This is a genomic window from Ruegeria sp. YTSA135, assembly GCF_059610165.1.
In genome coordinates, this window is record NZ_JBXWNC010000005.1 from 227,813 (window position 1) to 245,271 (window position 17,459).

The 17,459-nt window shown below is 54.3% G+C and carries 12 protein-coding genes and 1 tRNA gene; 9 read left to right on the forward strand and 4 right to left on the reverse strand.

Features of this window, described 5'->3' with window-relative positions:
- Nucleotides 1-13 precede the first annotated feature (13 nt).
- On the reverse strand, nucleotides 14-1,684 hold the full coding sequence (locus AC2FIT_RS09230; protein ID WP_496828767.1) for an ABC transporter substrate-binding protein: 1,671 nt from the start codon (nucleotides 1,682-1,684) through the stop codon (nucleotides 14-16).
- Nucleotides 1,685-2,004: 320 nt separating this feature from the next.
- Nucleotides 2,005-2,898: a tRNA (adenosine(37)-N6)-dimethylallyltransferase MiaA gene (gene miaA / locus AC2FIT_RS09235; RefSeq protein WP_496828769.1), complete on the reverse strand. Its 894-nt coding sequence runs from the start codon at nucleotides 2,896-2,898 to the stop codon at nucleotides 2,005-2,007.
- A 97-nt stretch (nucleotides 2,899-2,995) separates the two neighbouring features.
- On the opposite strand from miaA, the gene pyrH reads away from it, so the two are divergent.
- The 9 genes from pyrH (at nucleotide 2,996) to AC2FIT_RS09280 (ending at nucleotide 13,782) form a co-directional block, all read left to right on the forward strand.
- On the forward strand, nucleotides 2,996-3,748 hold the full coding sequence (pyrH, locus tag AC2FIT_RS09240; RefSeq protein WP_068334929.1) for a UMP kinase: 753 nt from the start codon (nucleotides 2,996-2,998) through the stop codon (nucleotides 3,746-3,748).
- 269 nt (nucleotides 3,749-4,017) lie between these two features.
- Nucleotides 4,018-5,550: a BCCT family transporter gene (locus AC2FIT_RS09245; RefSeq protein ID WP_496828821.1), complete on the forward strand. Its 1,533-nt coding sequence runs from the start codon at nucleotides 4,018-4,020 to the stop codon at nucleotides 5,548-5,550.
- Nucleotides 5,551-5,769: 219 nt separating this feature from the next.
- Complete coding sequence (locus AC2FIT_RS09250) at nucleotides 5,770-7,191, forward strand: cryptochrome/photolyase family protein (RefSeq protein WP_496828771.1); 1,422 nt, start codon at nucleotides 5,770-5,772, stop codon at nucleotides 7,189-7,191.
- A gap of 69 nt (nucleotides 7,192-7,260) precedes the next feature.
- On the forward strand, nucleotides 7,261-8,469 hold the full coding sequence (locus tag AC2FIT_RS09255) for a class I SAM-dependent methyltransferase (protein ID WP_496828773.1): 1,209 nt from the start codon (nucleotides 7,261-7,263) through the stop codon (nucleotides 8,467-8,469).
- Between the two features lie 16 nt (nucleotides 8,470-8,485).
- A complete protein-coding gene (locus AC2FIT_RS09260) occupies nucleotides 8,486-8,926 on the forward strand; it encodes a TrgA family protein (RefSeq protein WP_496828775.1) in 441 nt (146 codons plus the stop codon).
- 32 nt (nucleotides 8,927-8,958) lie between these two features.
- Nucleotides 8,959-10,074 (forward strand): NUDIX domain-containing protein, encoded by a 1,116-nt coding sequence (locus tag AC2FIT_RS09265; RefSeq protein ID WP_496828778.1) that lies wholly within the window; start codon nucleotides 8,959-8,961, stop codon nucleotides 10,072-10,074.
- A 70-nt stretch (nucleotides 10,075-10,144) separates the two neighbouring features.
- Nucleotides 10,145-11,179 carry a cysteine synthase A gene (locus AC2FIT_RS09270; protein WP_068335311.1) on the forward strand — a complete coding sequence of 345 codons (1,035 nt, stop codon included), beginning with the start codon at nucleotides 10,145-10,147 and terminating at the stop codon, nucleotides 11,177-11,179.
- The gene (locus tag AC2FIT_RS09275; RefSeq protein WP_496828780.1) at nucleotides 11,179-13,602 is read left to right on the forward strand and encodes a DUF3772 domain-containing protein; all 2,424 of its coding nucleotides are present in this window, start codon (nucleotides 11,179-11,181) and stop codon (nucleotides 13,600-13,602) included. The genes AC2FIT_RS09270 and AC2FIT_RS09275 overlap by 1 nt, the downstream gene beginning before the upstream one ends.
- 90 nt (nucleotides 13,603-13,692) lie before the next feature.
- Nucleotides 13,693-13,782 (forward strand) — tRNA-Ser (locus AC2FIT_RS09280).
- 391 nt (nucleotides 13,783-14,173) lie between these two features.
- Here AC2FIT_RS09280 and AC2FIT_RS09285 read toward each other — a convergent pair.
- Together AC2FIT_RS09285 and AC2FIT_RS09290 are read right to left on the reverse strand one after the other, a co-directional pair.
- On the reverse strand, nucleotides 14,174-15,745 hold the full coding sequence (locus AC2FIT_RS09285) for an SGNH/GDSL hydrolase family protein (RefSeq protein ID WP_496828782.1): 1,572 nt from the start codon (nucleotides 15,743-15,745) through the stop codon (nucleotides 14,174-14,176).
- 320 nt (nucleotides 15,746-16,065) lie between these two features.
- Nucleotides 16,066-16,734 carry a 4'-phosphopantetheinyl transferase family protein gene (locus tag AC2FIT_RS09290; protein ID WP_496828784.1) on the reverse strand — a complete coding sequence of 223 codons (669 nt, stop codon included), beginning with the start codon at nucleotides 16,732-16,734 and terminating at the stop codon, nucleotides 16,066-16,068.
- Nucleotides 16,735-17,459 lie beyond the last annotated feature (725 nt).

Here is a 17,459-nt window from a genome sequence, read left to right on the forward strand (position 1 = left end):
TGATTGGCAGATTTTAGGCTGCCCAACCCCACTTGTAGTGGTGGTGTTCGAACGACACATGCATGTCAGTGCCCACAAGACCGTCTTTCATGTGACGATAAAGCGAACGCCAGTACGGCTGTACCGTTACGCCTTCTTCCTGGATCATCGCTTCGCCCTTGGCAACAACCTCGCGACGCTTGTCGGCATCGGCGATAGCCAGTGCTTCGGTTAGCAATGCGTCGAAATCTGCGTTTGCCCAGCCGAATTCGTTCCAAGCTTCACCCGAACGATAGGCCAGGGCCCAGATCTGCACACCCAGTGGTCGATGGTTCCAGTTGGTCGAGCTGTAGGGATACTTCGCCCAATCATTCCAGAAGGTGTTCCCCGGCAGAACGGTTCGCTTCACGTTAATGCCCGCGTCGCGCAGCTGTGCGGCGACGGCATCGGTGGTGTTGCGACGCCAATCGTCGTCGATTGAGATCAGTTCGTGCTCGAAATCGGCCATACCGGCTTCTTCCATAAGCTTTCGCGCCCCTTCCGGGTCTACTTTCTGCGGGGGCAGTTCGAAGTAATCCGGGTGGATCGGACCGACATGGTGATTTTCAGCAGGCGCGCCGCGGCCACCATAACCGAGTTCTAGGCAAACCGCGTTATCGACTGCCATTTGCAAAGCCTGACGCACGCGCTTGTCTGCATAAGGCTGCTTACCGTCGATTTCCGCCAACTGGTTCGGGCGGATCACGATCGTGTTCATCGTGACAACTTCGGATTTGACATAGCCCAAGCCGTCCATCACGTCGATGAATTCGCCAACTGACTCGTACAGCATGTCCACTTCGTCAGACTCAAGCGCGGCCAGCCATGCAGACGGGTCGGTGCCGTAGTCGGTATATTCGATCGAATCCAACGCGGGACGGCCAAATACCTCTTCGCCCCACCACGTGTGGTCTCCGTTGCGAACCAGAACGGCTTTTACCCCGACCTCAAGTTCGCTCATCAGGTACGGCCCTGTGCCAACGTTATTCAACAGGTCTGTTTCGCTGAACGAGCTGTGAACGATCGCGGCGGGATAGTCGGCCATGCCTGCGATAAGAGAAATATCCGATGCTGGCAGGTTCAGCTTGACCGTAGTTGCGTCAACAACTTCGATTGCGCCTTCAATGGCCTGACCGCTATCAGCATCGATCAAGGTTGCGAAACGACCAGCCATCGAGTTTGTCTCGGAACTCTTGTCGCACCAGCGGGCGATGTTGCGGGCTACATCGTCCGCAGTGAAGTCATCGCCGTTGTTCCACTTGACGCCCGGACGCACTTTCAAAGTGTATTCGGTCGCGTCTTCGTTGACTTCCCAGCCTTCCAGCAGCATGCCGCGGAACGTACCGTCCGAGTTATACTCGACCAGATACTCCAGTGTGCCGCGTGATACGTTGGCAATCTGCGACCAGTCGTAAGTGCGCGGGTCTTTCAGCGCACGAACTTCCATCTGCACGCGCAGTGTGCCGCCTTCTTTTTTGGCGTCCTCGCCTTCAGCATGCGCTGGCGCAGCCATGCCGATCATTCCATATGCCGCCGCAGCCGTAACACCCAGACCGGTGGCCCGGGTTAGAAACTCACGCCGGCTTAGTTTGCCATCCCGATATTCCTGAGCATGCATTTCTGCTGCCCAGTGAACCGGTGCTCCGGTGAAGGTTTGTTTTTGCATTAAGGTCTCTCCCTGTGACACGTATTTTTATTGAAGAAGTTCGGAACCTATCAGACCGGAGCGCACCGGTTAGCGGGTTCCTGGAATTCTTTTTGGATACTCAACATCCCCATACGACTATTGCGCCCTAGATTTCCGATAAGGTCAACGTTCGAATTCGTCATTCAAGACACAAAAACGACATGATCAAGAGTGTTTAGGTCACCTTTTCGCTTATTTCGTCAGATTCCTATTTTGTACACTGTTGTAAACCGACAGTATTGGTCCGATTGGGAATCGATGCAAGGAGGGTACAGAAAAAATATTAACATCATGGCGTATCATTTTGATAAATATAACTGATTCCAATTTCGCATTCGTGACCGGAACCATGTGCGTTGCCGTTTGGCGAATTGGCGGGTGGCGATTGTCGCCCGCTCTCGGGCGGCCTCAAGTGTCACATCACCGTTTAAATGCGCCATCAACTCTGGGACGCCGATGGCTTTGAATACGGGCATTGACGGATCATAGAGATCACGCATCGCCGCGACCTCTTGCAAGGCACCATTGTCAATCATCTGATCAAATCGTCGTGCTATGCGATCAAGAAGCCAGTGTTTGTCAACGTCAAAGAGAATTGGCACCGTATCTGCGAGATCAAGAACCGGGGGCGGCGTTTCGGATTGCCAGTTGCTCAGACTTCGTCCGGTGGCGTGCTGCACCTCCCATGCGCGCTGTACGCGGGCGCGGTTCTGTGTATCGATCCGGTTCAGCGTGTGTGTATCAACGCCGGAGATTAACTCACTTAGTTTAAGTTGGTCAGCTTCGGCCCGGATTTCGGGCGGGGTGGGCGGGATGTCAGCCATGCCTTCCGTCAGTGCCGAGAAATACAGCCCAGTGCCACCAACGATGATGGGGCGTCGATCTCCTTTCAGTACAGTCTGAACCTCGCGAAGCCAGTGGCCGGTCGAGTAGGTCTGGTTATAAGCGACGTGACCATAAAGAAGATGCGGAGCGCGGGCCTCTTCTTCAGCCGATGGCCGGGCTGAGATCACCCGCCAGCAGTTATAAACCTGGCTCGCATCCGCATTTACGATTACCCCACCAAGCTCCTCGGCAATCTGCAAGGCCAGCGCCGACTTGCCCGAGGCTGTCGGCCCTGCGATCAACACAGGTTTTTCGTCGGGAATAGGTGGAAGTCGGTCCCAAATCCGCGATCTGTCGTCATTGATCATCCGGGCCGCCCTTTATCCTCAGTAATCGCATTGAACCTGCGAAGCTTTTGCTTCATTTTGCGCCGGAAAATAAACCCGTGCCAGCCCGGAGCGCAACATGAGCCTTTCCCAAACCGTCGAAACCGCCGAGACGCCTAAGACAAAATACAACCGCGTGATGTTGAAAATCTCGGGAGAGGCGCTGATGGGTGACCAGGGATTTGGCTTGCATCCACCGACCGTCCAGCGGATCGCGCAAGAGGTTAAGTCGGTTCACGATCTTGGCGTTGAAATCTGCATGGTTATCGGCGGCGGCAACATCTTCCGTGGGCTCAGCGGCTCGGCGCAGGGGATGGAACGGACGACCGCCGATTACATGGGCATGCTGGCCACTGTGATGAACGCATTGGGCATGCAATCCGCGCTAGAAGAAATAGGGGTCTTTACGCGTGTCATCTCGGCCATTCGCATGGATGAGGTGTGTGAACCCTACATCCGCCGCCGGGCTGTGCGACATCTTGAAAAGAAACGGGTTTGTATCTTTGCCGCCGGAACTGGCAACCCTTACTTCACGACGGACACGGCAGCGACCCTGCGCGCCAACGAGATGGCGTGTGAGGCAATCTTCATGGGTAAAAACGGCGTTGACGGGGTTTATGACAAGGACCCCAAAATCCACGAGGATGCGGTTCGATATGATGCCGTAACATATGACGATGTTCTGACCAAACGGTTGCGCGTGATGGACGCATCAGCGATCGCCCTGGCGCGCGACAATAATCTACCGCTTATCGTTTTTGGACTTGATGAGCCGGGTGGATTCCGCGGCATCCTGGCGGGTGAAGGAACATATACCAAGGTTCAGGGGTAAAACATCTCAGAAACGCTGGATGTGCAGGCCGGGTCTTGGACCCGGTCTGTTTTGACGTGAAATTACACCATTTTCAGGACACGACATTCCACCGACCAGACATCTCGCAATCTGCGGGATGTGTCGGTTTCAAGTAATATGTGGTCTTCCCAATTACATCTTCGTGGCGTGGAATGTCGGATGTCCTGCGAACTAAGTAGTGGAAGGAGGGACAATTGTCCGACAATACAGAGACCGATTATGAAGTCGGCCAGGACAACGTTCAGATCATGGGTCTGGACATACACAACCCCGTCTTTGCTGTTTCAGGACTGACCATCATTGCATTTGTTTTCTTCTCGTTGGTTTTCCGCGAGCAGGCGAGCGAATTCTTTGGGTGGCTTCGACCGGCCCTGACCAGCAATTTCGACTGGGTTTTCATGATTGCAGCGAACATTTTCGTCGTGTTTTCGCTGCTGCTGATCGTAACCCCATATGGCTCGATCCGTTTAGGTGGTGATGATGCCAAGCCGGACTACAGCTATATAGGTTGGTTCTCGATGCTGTTTGCTGCGGGTATGGGGATCGGATTGGTGTTCTGGGGCGTCGCCGAGCCCATTTCGCACTACGGTGCGTCCCTGGGCGGTGTTGCCGTCGGCGAAGATGGGGTCCGCACTGATTGGGCACCACTTGGCGCGGGTCTCGATGATCCAGAGGCTTCGAAAAATCTGGCGATGGCCGCAACCATTTTCCACTGGGGTTTGCACCCGTGGGCTGTTTACGCGGTTGTCGCGCTGGCGCTGGCATTCTTTAGTTTCAACCGCGGCCTGCCTCTGACCATGCGGTCGGTGTTCTATCCGTTGTTCGGTGAGGCGACCTGGGGGCCGCTGGGTCACGTTATCGACGTTCTGGCAGTGTTTGCGACGATCTTCGGTCTTGCGACATCCCTCGGACTGGGCGCAACGCAAGCGTTGGCAGGTCTGAACTACTTGTTCGATGTTCCGATCACGGACGGGATGAAAGTGCTGTTGATCGGTCTGATCACGGCTTTTGCCCTGATCTCGGTCGTTGCTGGATTGGATAAAGGTGTCAAGCGGCTGTCCGAAGCCAACATGATCCTTGCCGCTGCATTGCTTTTACTGGTGCTGATCGTCGGCCCGACCGTTGCAATCCTGACCGGTTTCTTTGACAACCTGATTGAGTACGTTGTTGCGTTGCCGGCGCTTTCGAGCTGGGTCGGCCGCGAAGACACCAACTTTATGCAGGGTTGGACCACCTTCTATTGGGCATGGTGGATTTCTTGGTCACCGTTTGTCGGCATGTTCATTGCGCGCATTTCACGCGGCCGCACCGTGCGCGAATTCGTAATCTGCGTCCTGGTGATCCCGACGGTTGTTGGCGCATTGTGGATGAGCGTGTTTGGTGGTGCCGCCCTTGATCAGGTGTTGTCCGGCTCCGGACAAGAGCTTTCGGATGCCGCGCTTGAACTGAAGATGTTCAAGATGTTCGAAGCTTTCCCGATGACCGGCCTGCTGTCCTTTATTGGTGTTGTGCTCGTTGTCGTGTTCTTCGTCACCAGCTCGGATTCCGGATCGTTGGTGATTGACACGATCACGGCCGGAGGCAAAACCGACGCCCCAACGGCCCAGCGTGTGTTCTGGTGCATTCTGGAAGGCGCAATTGCCATCGTTCTGTTGCTTGGAGGTGGTCTGGGCGCGTTGCAGGCTGCGGCCATCGCAACAGGCTTTCCATTTGCGATCGTCCTGATGTTGATGTGCGTTTCTATCTTTATCGGCTTGGCGAACGAAAAGCGTCGCCGCTGATAACGCCAACCAGGTAAGAAAGCCCCGGTCATTTGCCGGGGCTTTTTTCATTGCGGCCGGGCATATAAGGTTGCCTCTTCACCTGACCATGCTAGGGCAAAGTAGCATACGCTTTGTACGCCCGATAATCAAAAATTATTCATTTACGTAGAGATCTTTACGCAGTTTTGTGATCCGTTTTCCCTTGCCTTGCGTAGTGTTGAAAAAGACCGGGCGGACATGGAAAACAATCAATCACCGATCATCATGTGGTTTAGACGGGACTTACGCCTGTCTGACCATCCTGCTTTGGCTGCGGCGACTGAAACCGGCCGTCCTATTCTGCCGATCTATATCTTGGATGACGTGGTGCAAACGCTCGGCGCGGCACCGAAATGGCGGCTGGGTCTGGGGCTTGAGGTTTTCGCGCAGTCGCTGAAAAAAAACGGTAGCGCACTGGTTTTGCGCAGCGGGGATGCCCTGAGCGTATTGCAGGACCTGATTGAGGAAACGGGCGCTAAAAGCGTTTATTGGTCGCGCGCCTATGATCCTGACAGCATCAACAGAGACACGCGCATTAAGTCCGCTCTGACTCAGCAGGGTGTCGAAGCGAAGTCATTTGCCGGACACTTGCTGTTTGAGCCCTGGACCGTGGAAACAAAGTCCGGTGAACCGTATCGCGTGTTTACGCCTATGTGGCGGTCTGTCCAGGGGCGGGACATCGCTTCACCCGATGCTGCACCGAAGATTTCTGCGCCCACGGAATGGCCAAAATCAGAGGATCTGAAAAAGTGGCAACTGGGCGCGGCTATGAACAGAGGAGCGGGCGTAGTGGCCCCCTATGTGCGCCCCGGTGAAGATGCAGCCTTTGATGCACTGCACGGGTTTCTGGATCGAATTTCAGACTACGGCGACAACCGGGACCGGCTAGATAGGGATGGAACTTCGGACTTGTCGGAATACCTGTCTTTGGGTGAAATCGGGCCTCGCAGTGTTTGGCATATTGTCCAACGAGCTGCGATGAACGGTGTGCAAGGAACAGATGCGTTTCTGCGTCAATTGATCTGGCGCGAGTTTGCTTATCACCTGATGTATCATACCCCGCAGTTGGTCAGTGAAAACTGGAAGCCCGAATGGGACGCGTTTCCGTGGAATACGGACACAAGCCACCCCGAGGTTGTGGCGTGGATGCAAGCGCGTACGGGCATCCCGGTCGTGGATGCTGGGCTTCGGGAAATGTACGTGACCGGCCGCATGCATAATCGCGCGCGGATGATCGTCGCGAGTTTTCTTACCAAACATCTGATGACCCACTGGAAAGTCGGCATGGAGTGGTTCGCCGACTGTCTGATTGACTGGGACCCTGCCTCGAACGCGATGGGGTGGCAGTGGGTTGCAGGGTCCGGCCCGGATGCGTCGCCGTTCTTTCGCATTTTCAACCCATTGACGCAGCAGGAAAAATTTGACCCCAAAGGGGCATATGTCCGTCGATGGATTGCCGAAGGTCAGGCCGAGCCCTCGGAAACTGCGTTGGCCTACTTTAAGGCCGCTCCGCGTTCCTGGGAGTTGGATCCAATCGCATCCTATCCGAAACCACTGGTAGACCTTGCCGCTGGACGTGCGCGGGCCTTGGAGGCCTATGAAGGCAGAAAAACCGGGTAACAAACTGAAAACTTGCCAGAAACACAATCTCGGCCTAGCCTGAATAAGCGGTCGCACAGGGGAGCGCGGATGATCCTTACAACTACCGATGGGCAGAAAGACCTGCCCAGATACTTTGCACAAGTCTTTAAGATGCTGAACGGGATGGACTCGGGGCGGCTGGATATCGCTCTGCCCGACGGGCGGGTTTTCCGATCCGAAGCGGCAAAGCCCGGACCGGTGGCACGCGTCGACATCCATAACCCTGACGTTTTCGCCCGACTGGTCCGTGAGGGCGAACTGGGGTTTTCGGACGCCTATCTGGAAGGCGACTGGAGCACCCCTGATTTGCGTGCGTTCATGGATCTGGTGCATTTGGGCACCGAGACGGTCTATGATGATTTCACCGGTAAATTCCTGGTGCAAGCGTATGAGCGCCTTCGCTTTTGGCTGCACCGCAACAGTCGTCGCCAAGCGAAGAAGAACATCTCGTATCATTATGACTTGGGGAATGATTTCTACAGCGTATGGCTGGATGAAACGATGACTTACTCCAGTGCAATTTTTGAAACGGGACAGGAGAGTCTGGAAAAGGCCCAAACCGCGAAATACGCCAGCCTTGTAGATGAAATGGGTGCCAAAGCCGGGGATCACATTCTGGAAATCGGGTGCGGTTGGGGCGGTTTCGCCGAATATGCCGCAAAAGAGCGTGGCCTTCGGGTCACAGGTCTGACAATCAGTCAGGAACAGCTTAAGTATGCACAGCAGCGTATTGAAAACGCAGGTCTTTCTGATCTGGTACAATTCAAACTGCAGGACTATCGGGATGAGCGGGGTCAGTATGACGGTATCGCGTCGATCGAGATGTTCGAAGCCGTCGGACAGAAATATTGGCCGGTGTATTTTGAAACGGTTCGCGAACGTCTGAAACCAGGCGCGCAGGCAACGCTGCAGATTATCACCGTTGCAGATCATCGCTGGGATATTTACAAAAACGGTGTTGATTTTATTCAGAAATATATATTTCCCGGTGGCATGCTGCCAGCACCATCAGTCCTGAAACAACAAGTAGCGGACGCGGGATTGAACGTCGTGAAATCCCGCGAATTCGGTAAAAGCTATGATCTGACGCTGCGCCGCTGGTATGAGACGTTCAACGACAAATGGGACGAAATTTCCGACATGGGCTTTGATGAGCGATTTCGCCGCATGTGGAACTATTATTTAACAGCATGTGGCGCGGCCTTTGACACTGGCAACTGCGATGTGACACAGATCACTATAGCAAAACCCAGTTAACAAAGGGAAAAACCCAATGCCCAGTGCTCCGCGTCTTGTTGCTGCTGTGTGCCTGTTGGTGGTGGCTTTCATTGTTTCCACAATGATCATCAATAACGGGGAAGAGGGCAAAGACTATGGCTGGTTCACTTACGTCAACATGCTGATCGGTGTGGTTTGCGGCTGGAAAATCATGGGCAAGCGTATTGGCCGCGGCTGGACCGCTGCGCTAAACAACGGAATCGCAGGCGTTTTGTCCACGGTATTCTGGGCCCTGTTTGTGCAGGGCTGCTATGAGATGTTCCGCCTTGCCATGCGCCACCGCTTCGACGGACCATTTGAAGCGCTGATTGCTATCTTTCAGATTGGTGTCGAATACAGCAAACAGCTTGTTGCACCGGAAATCCTGTGGACTTTGGCGATTGGAGCTCTTATCGCGGGTCTTGCAACCGAAGAAGCTGGCCGTCGTTGGCGGTAAACTCACACGCTGAAAATCGAGTCTAAACTCTGGTGTCCGATTTATTCTTTTACGGTACGCTCCGGTATTTGCCATTGCTGGAAACTGTGCTTGGTCGTTCTGCCTCGCAATTGAATATCGCCGAGGTCAGCTTGCCGGATCACGCTGTATACGGCGTGCAGCAGCAGGCGTTTCCGATGATTGTTCAGGAAAAAGACAGTAAGGCTAGCGGTCTGCTGGTGCGTGGGTTTGGTCAGGAAGACTTGAACCGTTTGGCGTATTACGAAGGCGGGTTTGATTTCGATCTCAGCGTTCGGGATGTTTGTCTTGCAGACGGCTCACGGGCCGAAGCCAGCGTATTTTTTCCTAAACCTGGTCTATGGCAGCCGGGTGCCTTGTGGTCGTTACAGGATTGGTTGAATGAATGGGCCGAGGTTACGTTGCTGGCCGCGCAAGAGGAACTCGCTTACTACGGCCGACTTGATGCGACCACCGTATCCCGCAACTTTGCACCGATCCGTACCCGCGCCTGGGCCAAGCTGGCTGCGCGCAAGCGACGGGCTGGTGATCCTCGCGACACGATGAAGGACGTCATCGTAAAGGAACATCGGCGCGCTTACCTGAGTTACTTTGGCATGGAAGAGATGCAGCTTCGCCACCGCCAGCATGACGGGGCTATGGGCTCGCTTTTGCATCGGAGCGCATTGATGCAGGGGGCTGCGGTGGTTGTTCTGCCTTATGACCCGGTGCGCGACGCCGTTCTACTGGTGGAACAATTCCGCACACCCGTGTTTCTGATCGAAGACCCTGAACCGTGGATGTGGGAACCGGTGGCTGGCATGATCGACCCCGGCGAAACTCCGGAAGAGGCCGCGCACCGCGAGGCACTGGAAGAGGCACAAGTGACGCTGAGCTCGTTGGAATATGCGGGCGGGGCGTATTCCTCAAGTGGGTCATCAACTGAATACATCTATCTTTATGTCGGCTTGGGTAATTTGAACCAGACCATCGACAATGGTGGGCTGGTGTCTGAGGGCGAGGATATCCGAACGCAAATCCTGCCGTATGACACCTTCATGAAAAAGGTGGATCTTAACGAATTCAAGGATTTGCCCCTGCTGGCTTTGGCCAATTGGCTGGCCCGGAACCGCGACCGTTTGCGCAGGTAAGGATCGCTGCTTGTGGTTGCCGAACGGCAACTGTAAATCTTCAATGAAACGTAAAGAAAATGAGGGCGCCATGCGCATTGCACGAGACCTTGCCGACGCAGTCGGGAAAACACCCCTGATCCGGTTGAAGCGCATCAGTGAAGAGACCGGTTGCGAGATTTTTGGCAAAGCCGAGTTCATGAATCCGGGCCAATCCGTAAAAGATCGCGCGGCGCTTTACATTATCCGCGATGCAGTTGCCCGAGGCGAGTTGAAGCCCGGTGGCACAATTGTCGAAGGGACAGCAGGCAACACTGGTATTGGACTTGCGCTTGTTGGGGCGTCAATGGGGTTCAAAACCGTGATTGTGATCCCGGAAACGCAGTCCGAAGAAAAAAAGGACATGCTGCGCTTGGCGGGCGCGCAACTTGTGCAGGTTCCAGCCGCGCCTTACCGAAACCCGAACAACTTCGTTCATTATTCGCGGCGTCTGGCCGAAGAACTTGCGCAGACCGAACCGAATGGTGCGATTTGGGCCAACCAGTTCGACAACGTGGCCAACCGTCAGGCCCACGTGGAAACCACGGGCCCTGAGATTTGGGAGCAAACAGGTGGAAAGGTTGACGGCTTTGTCTGCGCCGTGGGCTCTGGCGGTACATTGGCCGGTGTGGCCGATGCTTTGCAGCCCAAGGGCGTAAAGATCGGTCTGGTCGATCCGATGGGGGCTGGTTTGTACTCGTACTACACCACCGGTGAAATCGCGATGGAGGGCAGCTCGATCGCCGAGGGCATCGGACAGGTTCGCATTACCAAAAACCTTGAAGGCTTTAAGCCGGACTACGTATATCAAGCCACCGATAACGAGGCGCTGCCGTTGGTTTTCACCCTCCTGCGCGAAGAAGGCCTGGTTATGGGCGGGTCGACCGCGATCAACATGGCGGGCGCGGTGCGATTGGCTAAAGATCTGGGGCCAGGCCACACCATTGTGACGATCCTGTGTGACTATGGAACGCGGTATCAGTCCAAGCTGTTTAATCCCGAGTTTCTGCGCGAAAAAGAACTGCCGGTTCCTGATTGGATGACCGAAGCCCCGCGCAGCATTCCCGGCGTGTTCGAGGACGTATGATGCTACGGCGGGTTCGCCTGTTTTTTGCGCTCTTCCTGGTGTGTTTTGCCATGCTGGGCGGCCCGGTGGCCGCGCAGTTAACTGATAGGCAAAGCGAATATTATCAGGGTTGGTTAAGCACGGCGAACCGCGCCGAAGCGGTGATAGAAGCAAACCGTGCCTCAAACGCGGCCTTGGAAAACCTGCGTTCTGAAATCAACGGTTACCGGGAAGATTTCAACAAGGCCCGAGGCAAAAATGCAGAGCGAATTCAAACGCTTCAGAGCCAACTTGACGCTTTGGGCCCAAAACCCGAAGGCGATGCGACTGAGCCTGAAGACATTGCCAATATCCGAGCGCATCTTGAGCAGCAACTCAATAGCCTGCGTGTCCCTCGTATAATCTCGGAAGAGGCGTTCAGCCGTGCAAACGGGCTCATCAGCGAGATCGACCAGATCATTCGGCATCGCCAAACAAAGGAAATGCTAGAGCGTGGGCCATCCCCGATAAATCCGGCTTCTTGGGGTCCGGCATGGTCAGATGTAAAGGAAGCTCTTCGTAGTTTAGTGAACGAGACGATCGAAAACCTGCGTACTGCTTCGGTACACGAACAAATTCGTGAACGCGGGCTGGTGATCTTCATTCTTGTTGCCATTGCCGCTGTGTTGCTGATGTTTGGCCGTAGATGGTCGGAAACAGGTGGAGATTACCTTCGACGTTTAGGCGGATCAGGTTCTGGGGTCTGGACGTTCGTGATTTCTCTTCTGCGCATCGCTCTTCCATGGCTTGGCGTTGTGGCATTAGTTGTGGCCGTCAGCCTGACCGAGGTATTGGGGGTTCGCGGCGCGTTACTGCTGGAAAACATTCCATATTGGGCTGCGATTATCCTGTTCTACGATTGGATTGGACGTCAGATTTACCTTATGGGTGAGGCGCGCGGTTTCAAGCAGCTTTCAGCGTCTAAAATCAAAGAGTTGCGCGTTTACATTGATCTGCTTGCCTTGATGTTGATTCTGCACGAATTGACACTCTTGTTCCAGCAGATCGAAAACGTGTCCGATGCCACACGCGCCGTCGTAAGCTTCCCCGTTGTGGTGGTTACGGCATTGGTATTGCTAAGGGTGCGTCATATCAGAACGACTGACGCCCAGCACGAGGACTCTGATGCGACTAGCCTGTCTCGGGCGGCGGGCTTTAGCCAATCGGTGGAATTCCTGCGTCGCGCTTTGTTTATTCTGGGCATCACAACACCCGTTCTTGCGGTTTTTGGCTACACGAACGCGGCTGAGGTCATCGTTTTCCCTGCGGTAAAAACGCTTGTTTTGATCGCTGCCCTGGTAATTTTTCAGCGGTTTATCACCCAAGTTTACGGCTGGGTCACAGGGCAGGGCGACGCTGTTTGGGATTCTCTGTTCTCGGTTCTTGTGGGTTTTGCGCTTGCGATAATGGCATTGCCTATTCTTGCGCTTTATTGGGGCGCGCGCGAAACGGACTTGCTTGAAGCCTGGACAAGACTTTTGAGGGGCTTCGACGTCGGCGGCGTCACGATCTCGCCAAGTAACTTTTTCACTTTCCTGATCGTCTTTCTAATCGGCTACGGCCTTACCCGAATGTTGCAGAGCGGACTGCGGAATTCGCTGCTGCCGAAGACCAAAATTGATCCGGGCGGACAGAACGCGATTGCAGCGGGTACTGGATATGTAGGGGTCTTCCTTGCAGCGCTGGTGGCGATCATGGTGGCTGGGTTCGATCTGTCGTCTCTGGCGATTGTGGCTGGTGCGCTGTCGGTTGGTATCGGTTTTGGCCTGCAAACCATTGTTTCAAACTTTGTCTCGGGCATTATCCTGTTGGTTGAACGCCCAATTTCAAAGGGTGACTGGATCGATGTGAATGGCATGATGGGGTATGTGCGCGATATCTCGGTCCGGTCCACACGGATTGAAACGTTTGACCGGACAGATCTGATTGTCCCCAACTCGGACCTGATCAGTGGTGTGGTCACGAACTATACACGTGGCAATACGATTGGTCGGGTCATCGTGCCTGTGGGTGTGGCCTATGGGACCGACACAAGACTGGTTGAGAAAATTCTGGGCGACGTAGCCAATTCGCATCCCATGGTGGTGGCCAACCCAGCCCCAACCGTAGTGTTTCAGGGGTTCGGCGCAGATTCGCTGGATTTTGAAATCCGGGCCATTCTACGTGATGTGAATTGGGTACTGTCTGTAAAGTCCGACATGAACCACGAAATCAACAGACGGTTCGTCGAGGAAGGGATCGAGATTCCGTTCGCCCAACGTGATGTCTGGTTGCGCAACCCAGAGACGCTGCAAGCGAAAGGTTCGACGCCTGATGCAGACAAGACACCGCCTGAGCAGTCGAAGACAAAGCCAATTGACATGAGCGAGACCGATCTGTCGGACGGAGACGGCGAAGAGATTTAGGCACGTGTGTAACGGAACGACAAAAGCCTAAAAAATCGCTGTAATCGCCCCTTGCAAATCAGTTGGCGATGGTCCAAACATCGCGCTCACGGAGAGGTGGCCGAGTGGTCGAAGGCGCACGCCTGGAAAGTGTGTAGGCGGGAAACCGTCTCCAGGGTTCGAATCCCTGTCTCTCCGCCACTGACCCCATCTCTGACAGCAAACCCGTTCCTTCCCTGTTTTTCCGGACGCTTGGGCTATGGCAGCCGTCAAAGAGACGACCGTAATCCCGTGAGCTGGCGCGCTTCCCTCGTAATGTCTCCGGAGGCACCATCACGCGCTTCGGTTCGGGCCGGTGTTCGCATCGAAAATTCGCAGCCGTCCATACTTCAATCTACAATCTGTTCAATTCGGAGCGCTGCCTCTCTTCGATAGTAAATTTCAAGCTGAACTACGCCACTACTCTCTCGGAGTGGCTCGGTCTCAGCGCTGAATGACGGGGAGGTATTATTGTCCAAACGTAAACTGGTTCGAATGCGTCAGACCTGACTATGGAAAAGAAATAGAAACGCAGACGGTGAGGAGGCGGAAACTAGGCGACCAAATCTGCATAGGAAGGCGCAGATATCACGCCCCAATAGTCGGCTTCAAGGAACCAATCGAATGCGGAAAGTTCGGTTGCAATGGACTGACGTCCATCAATGGCAAGAATGGACTCGACCCCGGCCACTGTGATGCCCAACTGCGCCAGCAGTTCAGACGGGTCATCGGAACTGGCAACGAATTCGGAATAGGCCGCTTCATCAAGAACGAGATAAAGGGTGTCCAGACCGCTGCCTCCAACAAAAACATCGCTCGAAGGTGTTTCATTCCCACCGATCAGAGAAGGTTCGATGAAGACAAAGATATCGTCGGACGCACCGCCGAAGACGATGTCGCTGCCAAGACCGTCCGTGATGACATCACGACCATCGCCGCCGACTAAAACATCATTTCCAGCACCGCCACCCACAATATCGTCGCCGGGACCGCCGACCACGGTGTCGTTATCGTGCCCGCCCTGGATGATATCGTTTCCGATGCCACCATTGATGATGTCGTTTCCGGTACCTCCGAAGACCACATCGTTTCCTGGTCCAACGCTGATCCGGTCATCGCCACCCAGCCCGAAAACCCCGTCCGGTCCGGAACCTGAATTGAAAACCGACGCGTCATCGTCCAGCAGTACCGTGTCGCCCCCGCGAAAGACGAACTCGGAGTATGCCCCCCAAAGCTGATGCACCGTTTCTGCCGGGTGCAGCATGTCCCAGGCAAGAACCTGATCGCTGTCAAATGTGCTTCCGTCAATCAGGAGGTCGAATTTCTCGGCAATAATTCCAAAGCTCTCCGGATCTTCCAGAAGCGCGGACGTCACTGCAAAGAAATCGAGCACGCGAACATCGCTTCCACTATTGATCTGGGATTGAACCAGCGCAGCGAGGCCCTCGTTGAAGGTATCGACCAGCAACCCAGCAAATTCCTGGGTGACCATTGATAAACTGTCGAAGTCTGGAAACAATCCCGTTGGCGGTAGGGTGGCCAGATATACAGTCTCGACACCGGCCTGTGTAAGCCTGGCGGATGCCTGGCCGATTTCCGCCAAAATGTCATCGACTTCCGAACCCAGAAGCGAAAACAATTCTTCAACGGTGGACCCTTCTTGCGCCTCGGCCTGGTCGACAAGGGAGTTGAGGTCATTGCCGCCAATCAGAATAACACCGGCAGAGCCTTTTGGAACGCCTGCGATCGCGTTCCGTTCGAAGTTATCGATCTGAGTTTCGAGGTCGATTATGTTTTCCAGAACATCCCTGCCAATGGTTCTGGCGGCCGCGTAAGCGTAGTTTTCAACCTCAAACCCGGCTAGCGTGGCGGTGTATTCGGGATGTGTGAAGGCATTTGTGATCGCGCGCTCGCTGCCGAACTCGGGAAAGTTTGTCAAAATAATTTGCTCGGAAATCTTCTCACTCAGCGCCCGCAACTGGGCGAGCGGCACGACCTCTCCGAACCTTTCGATCAAGTCGGAAAGTATGAACGAGCTGAGAACCGAGGTCAGTAGTTGGAACGCATTCCCAACATCCGTCAGACTGTCCCCGAAATAGTATGTGCGAGAGAAACTTGTGCTCATTGGTGTCTCCGTTTCGATTGGAGCCCGAGACCGCAGGAACCGATTCTGTTCACTCTTCACTGCACAGTTCTTGCAGAAACCCTAAAGGACCGAGGAAAGAAATCAAGAGTAATACCAGTTTCCAGAGAGCCATCCGGACCCGCTTGATTGGAGGCAAACCCTGCTTCATTTGTTCGAGGTCGGCGGTCTTGTTTATTGCCCAAAGCGCGCCAAAGTCTGCTGATGCCTCAACTCTCACCGAGTGCCGTGGTCGCGGCGCGGATTAAAGGGCAGGCTTACAGGCTAAACAAAGACGCGTTCGAATTCGTCCTATAAAACCTTCAAGATGGTCTTGCCTGAGCGACAATTGTAGCGATGATACCGTCGCTTACATCCCAGCGCCCGCGCAGGTTCAAACTGCCGTCAATGAGTATGCGTGCATTAAACGTTTGATCTTCAGCGTTAAACTCCAATGACGCATCTGCAAAATCGAGAGAGGTTTGGCGTACGGGGTACCAAGCTTTGAACACCGCCTCTTTGGCGCAAAAAAGAATACGTCCGTTCAAAGGTGCGCGGGAAATCCACTCGTGTTCATGCCCTTGCGCAACTATCTGTGCGATCTCTGCCGGTATGGGTTTGGCAGGTTCAGCATCGATACCTAGCCACTCGGTTTGAGATCTTTCGCTGACGGCACACGCGACGTATTCGCTGCAGTGCGTGATTGTGCCCCGTACGCCTTCTGGCCAGTCAGGTGCTCCGGAAGGCAAGATCCCGAGATGTGGGACATCACGTCCGATCCGGGCCAAAGCTGCATGCGCGCAAGACCGGCCAGCCATGTGATCACGCTGACGCTTGCGCACTGCCCGCTGAACGTTCGACGCATAGCGCTGATCCAAATCCGTCCAAGCCGTCGCGCCGAAGCGTTCCACGACGGTTACGTCGCTGGATACGAGGCGACTGAGTAGACCCAGCCTGTCAGTAACAGCTTTCGATCTGCTGTTGTCATTCATCGCGGTTAAGGCGCGACCAGAACACCGACGGAGGTCGCCCTTTGTCGTTCTTTTGAAATAATTCTTTTTGACCTTGGGGGTTCGACGACATTCCTACTCCGTGCAACGACTCAACTTTCAGACGGCCTTGGTGTCACTGATAATGTGATTTAACCGTCGTGTTGCAAAGGACGTAAACACCGTTTTCGGGACCTTACTGGTCATCGTGGTATTGGTGGCTGACAGGCGCAGGTCAGAATGCTTACTCAATTCAGTCATTAAACTGGGACGGTATCTTCCGCGCGTTGAAACCGGTCCGGTCGATTGAGATTTCACGCGTCTCAGACGCGAATCGATTCGTTGAAAAACGGTTATTGGGTTACCTTAGGTTAATACGGGGTGCTCAAAACCTAGGCATTCACGCCAAGAGTGCAATCATCGGGCCGGTTTTTAACACGACCATCGAGGCGACTGCCACGACGATTTGCAAAGTACATTTTTGTATTGAATTGAAAAGATTGGATTTCCCAGTTTCTGAATTCTGCATGATGTCTTTTCGCATCTGCTGCTTTCTAGACAATACGCATTAAGTTGCGTTAGAAGGTAACTGAGCATTGGTAAAATGTTGCTGCGAAACTGATATCGACAATTTTATTTCGATAGCGTGGCTGGTTTGAGTTTTTTGGGGCTTCTGAGTGGGCCCGGACCGTGGGGGTTCAGGGATGTCATCAACGCGAGCCAAGGTC